3 protein-coding genes are annotated in these 4,722 nt (G+C 61.1%); all 3 read left to right on the top strand.

Annotated elements, in window-relative coordinates:
* Positions 1–915 (top strand): FecR family protein (locus JNL55_RS36900; protein WP_293867009.1); only part of this gene is annotated, 915 nt, incomplete at its 5' end.
* An 83-nt stretch (positions 916–998) separates the two neighbouring features.
* Positions 999–3,464, top strand: a complete 2,466-nt coding sequence (locus JNL55_RS36895) for a TonB-dependent siderophore receptor (protein ID WP_293867006.1) — start codon at positions 999–1,001, stop codon at positions 3,462–3,464.
* A gap of 15 nt (positions 3,465–3,479) precedes the next feature.
* On the top strand, positions 3,480–4,703 hold the full coding sequence (locus JNL55_RS36890) for an alpha/beta hydrolase (protein WP_293867003.1): 1,224 nt from the start codon (positions 3,480–3,482) through the stop codon (positions 4,701–4,703).
* Positions 4,704–4,722: the final 19 nt, after the last annotated feature.

Raw genomic sequence — 4,722 nt, 5'->3', positions numbered from 1 at the left:
GCGCACAGCTACGACGCCGCCACGTTGATTGCGCAGGCCCGGCAGTCGGCGTCCCAGGTGATTCCGTTGACGCTGGCTCGTTCTCAAGCGCCTGCATCGGCATCGGACGGGAAGCGAACCCTCACTGTACGTCGAGTCCGCGCGTTTGCGCTGGCCGCGGGCGTTGCGTGCGCCGCTGTGGGGCTCGCCACATTGGTGTGGATGAAACAGAACCCGCTATATGCGTCCATGGTGGGCGAGCAGCGCTCCATCGTCTTGGCCGATGGTTCGGAGATCACACTCAACTCTCGAACCAAAGTGCGCGTGCGCTTGACGGACGAGCAACGACGCATCGAGCTGATCGAAGGACAGGCACTGTTCCGAGTCGCCAAAGATCCGCAGCGACCTTTCATCGTGCACAGTGGTGACACGGCCGTGCGTGCGGTGGGCACCGTGTTCGACGTCTATCGAAAATCGTCGGGAACAGTTGTCACCGTGACCGAAGGGCGTGTGTCCGTGTCAGGTGCAGAGGTGGAGGCAACAGCCGCTGCAGGTTCGACGCAGACGCCGGTATCGCAAGGCGAACTCACGCCGCTGCCGCTCTACGTGTCCGCTGGTCAGCAATTGATCGTCACCGCAGCCGGTTCACAGCAGGGCGCGCAGAGCGTCGACGATGCAACCGCGTGGACCAGTCGCAAGATGATCTTCAAAGACGCGCGGCTCGCCGACGTTGCCGCGGAGTTCAATCGTTACAACGTGAAGCAGCTCGCCGTCACCGATCAGGATCTGCAGGACCTGCGCATCAGCGCGATCTTCTCTTCGACCAACGCGGCCTCGCTGCTCAATTATCTCAAGACCCAACCCGGCATCGTGGTGCGAGAACAAGGCTCGCAAATTTTCATCGAAAAACGCGGAGCGTCGGTATCAACTCCCTAACGCAGTCACTCTCTAGTAGCAGGAGTCCGTCGCGTCGCGGCGGGCCGGCTACAACAATACCCTTCAAGGGTTGGGGAGCATGCATGCGTCTGGCAGTAGTAAGTGCGACTCTTTCTGTTTCGTTGATGGGGCTGGCGATGGCCGGCGATGCGTTTGCAGTTTCCAAGCCCACCAATATTCCTTCGCAATCCCTCGAGCACGCGCTCGAAGCGTTCGCCAAGGAGCGCGGCTTTCAGTTGGTGTATCGCGCGGGTGTGATGGATCAGCGTCAGACCTCGGGCGCGACGGGCGATCTCACCGTCGGCGAGGCGCTCACCAAGTTGCTCGCGACCACCAATCTCACCTATCGATTCGTCGACGATCAGACCATCACGATCGTGCCGACGTCGCTCGGCGACACCGGCGGCCAGACTACGCAGAACGTTTCCAGCGATGCCAATATCGATGAAGTGCTGGTAGTCGGCACCACCATCGACGATCCAATTCTGAGTTCGCGCACCGGCGACAGCCTGCGCGATCGTCCGCAGTCGATCACCATCGTCACGCGTGAACGGCTCGACGAACAGAATCTGAACAACGTGGCGGCCGTGCTCGAGCAGGCCACCGGCGTGACGGTCACGCGTAACAACTTCGACGTGTCGCGTTATTACTCGCGCGGCTTCCAGATCAGCAGCTTGCAGGTGGACGGCGGTGCGCCGGTGCCAATGTCGAGCTATAGCCTGCTGCAGACGACGGATCTGTCGATGTATGAGCAGGTGGAAGTGCTGCGTGGACCGGACGCGCTGTACTCGGGCAATGGCGAACCCGGCGGCTCGGTGCAGTTGGTGCGCAAGCGTCCGACTAAAGATCCGCAAGTGTCGCTGGGCTTGTCCGCCGGCAGCTGGAGCAGCTACCGAGCCGAGGTGGACGCCTCAGGCTCGCTGGCGTTCGACGGCGCGCTGCGCGGCCGCGTGGTCTACGTCGAAGAGGACAACGATTACTATTTGAAGAACGGCAAGAACAGCCGTGATCAGCTGTACGGTGTGCTCGAAGCAGACCTGGGTGACAGGACGCAGGTCATGGTGGGCGGCACGTTCGGCCACCGCGAAAATCCGCACGGCGCGACCGGTTTGCCGCGCTATGAAGATGGCCGCGATCCGCATCTGCCACGCTCGACGGTGCTGTCACCCAATTGGGCGCGTCAGGATCTCGAAGTCGCCACGGTGTTCATGAGGGCCGACTATCGCTTCAACGATTCGTGGGACGTGCGAGTGAATGCGACGCGAGAGCGCGAGGAGGGCACGCAGAAGGTGGCCTCGAGCTACTATCCCATCAGTTCGCTCACCGGTCTGTTGCCCGGCACGTACTCGGTGGACGCGAGCGACAACAAGGGCGATCAGACGATGTTCGATGTGACGCTGAAAGGTCGCTTCGAGCTGTTCGGTCGCAGTCACCGCGTGGCGCTCGGCATCGACCGGCAAGAGGTGTACGCCGGTGCCAAACAATGGGAATTCCCGAACTATGGCCCGTTCGATCCGTACACCTACGATCCGGCCGCTGTTTCCGAGCCCGCTATTTCCGCGATTCCGAACGCGACGCTCTATCAGCAAACGCATCAGGAAGGCGCGTATGTGAGCCTGAATCTGCAGATCACCGATGCATTGAAGCTGATGGGCGGCGCTCGCTACAGCAACTATAAATACGATTTCTACTACGCGGGCCTCACCCCGACGGGCGCGATCGACTTCTCGAGCTTACAGAGAATGAAAGATCGCGGTGTCGTGACGCCGTATTTCGGCATGACTTACGAGCTGGGCAATCGCTGGCTGGCCTACGCGAGCTTCTCCGAGTCGTACAAGTCGCAAGCCACCAACTTGAAGGGACCGCTGCCAGGCTCGCCGCTGGACCCGGTCACGGGCGACAACATCGAGATCGGTGTGAAGGGCGGTCTGCTCGAAGGCCGCGCGGCGACTCAGATCGCTGTGTATCGCATCCAACGCGACGGCGCAGCGATTCGGGATCTGTCGTATCCATCGACTGCGGGCGCGCTGGGTTCGTATTGCTGCTACACCTCGCAGGGCACTGTCGAAAGCCGCGGTGTCGATGTCGAAGTGAACGGCCGTCTGTTCGACAACTGGGTGCTGTCGGCGGGCTACACGTACAACGAGAACGAGTACAAGTCCGGCTACGGTAGCAGCACGGGCCTGACCTACATGCCGCAGACGCCGAAGCATCTGCTCAAGCTGTGGAGTACCTATAAGCCGTCGGCGCATGATGAGTGGAGCTTCGGCCTCGGCATCACCGCGCAGAGCAAGAACTCCGTCAGAGGCGACGCCGTTACCTTCGATGAGAATGGCGAGGAGACGTACATTCCGTACACCTTCGTCGCGAGCGGCTACGCCGTCGTCGGCGCACGCGTCGGCTATGACATCAGCGACTCGTGGTCGATTGCATTCAATCTGAACAACGCGCTGGACAAGACCTACTACCAGACCATCGGTGAGACTGGCTACGGCAACTGGTACGGCACGCCGCGCAGCTACACACTTTCGCTACGGGCTCACTGGTAACAGGGCTGGGCGACCATGCGTACGCTGTTGAAGCAGAGCTTCGCGCTCTGCTGCGTGGTGGCTTTGTGGATGACGGCATCTGTCGCGAGTGCGCAAACACTCGCGACGGAGTCCGCCGATCCGGTGCTGTGGTCGAAGACGCTGGGCGAATGGCGGCGAATCATCGTGCGCCTGCCTGAGAGCTACGGCCGCTCCACACAGACTTACCCCGTGATCTATCTGCTCGACGGTGAAGCGCATACCGCGCTCACCGCCGAGACGGTCAAGTTCATGGCGGACAACGTTCAGATGCCCGAAGCCATCGTCGTCGGCATTCCGAACGGCGTGCTCACGCGCAGTCACAATCTGACGCCGAAAAGCTCGGTACCGGCGGACATGAAGGAAGGCGAGGGCGGCGCGAGTGAATTTCTGAAATTCATCGCGGATGAAGTCGCGCCCTGGGTCGAGCAGCGCTATCGCACCGAGCCGTTTCGCATACTCATCGGGCATTCCTACGGCGGCTTGTTCGCCATGCATACGCTGCTGACGCGGCCCGATGCATTCAACGCCTATCTCGCGCTCGATCCGTCGCTGTGGTTCGACCAGCAGTCCTATGTAACGTCAGTCCCAGCGGCGCTGCGCAAGCTTGACCAGAGTCGTTATCGCTATCTCTACACGGCCGGTATCACCAGTAACGAAGCGCTCAAGGTGTTCGACGCCAATCTGGCTCAGGACTCGCCGCAGGGCATCGTGTTGCGGACTCGGCCGACGCGCGCGATTGAAGATCACAACTCGATGGTGCATCTGGCGATCTACGACGGGCTCGAACAGTTGTTCGCGGGCTGGTCGTTCAACGATGCACTGGATGCGGCGCTCAAGAGTGGCGCCGATCCCTACGGGGCGATCCGGGCGCACTACCAGCAGTTGAATGCGAAGTACGGCCTGCACATCAGGCTGTCGCAGAAGGCTTATCTGTGGGGCGGGTATCAATTCATTCCGGACGGCAAGGATGCCAAGCGCAACCCGGCGCGCGCGGTCGAGATCCTGAGCGAGATGGGTGAGGTCTACTGGGATCTGAAGTATCTCAACCTGCCGACCGCGCTCGCTGCGGCAGGGCGCGCCGATGAGGCGCTGGCACTGCTGGAACAAGGTCAGAAATATTTTGCAGCGCTGCCCGATGCCGGTCTCGAGCTGCTCAAGGTGGTGACGCGGATGAAAGAAATTCGCGCCGCTCAAGCGGGGAAGAAGCGTGCGAAATGATTCGATGAGAAGACGTTGG

It is taken from the genome of Steroidobacter sp., assembly GCF_016790065.1.
Classification (GTDB): Bacteria; Pseudomonadota; Gammaproteobacteria; order Steroidobacterales; family Steroidobacteraceae; genus Steroidobacter.
The sequence above is the reverse complement of the archived record's forward strand: the minus strand, read 5'-3'. Positions and strand labels throughout refer to the sequence as shown.

Bases quoted from the DNA above. Each gene is read 5' to 3' on its own strand.
- JNL55_RS36890 (WP_293867003.1), top strand. From the start codon at position 3,480: ATGCGTACGCTGTTGAAGCAGAGCTTCGCGCTCTGCTGCGTGGTGGCT.
- JNL55_RS36895 (WP_293867006.1), top strand. From the start codon at position 999: ATGCGTCTGGCAGTAGTAAGTGCGACTCTTTCTGTTTCGTTGATGGGG.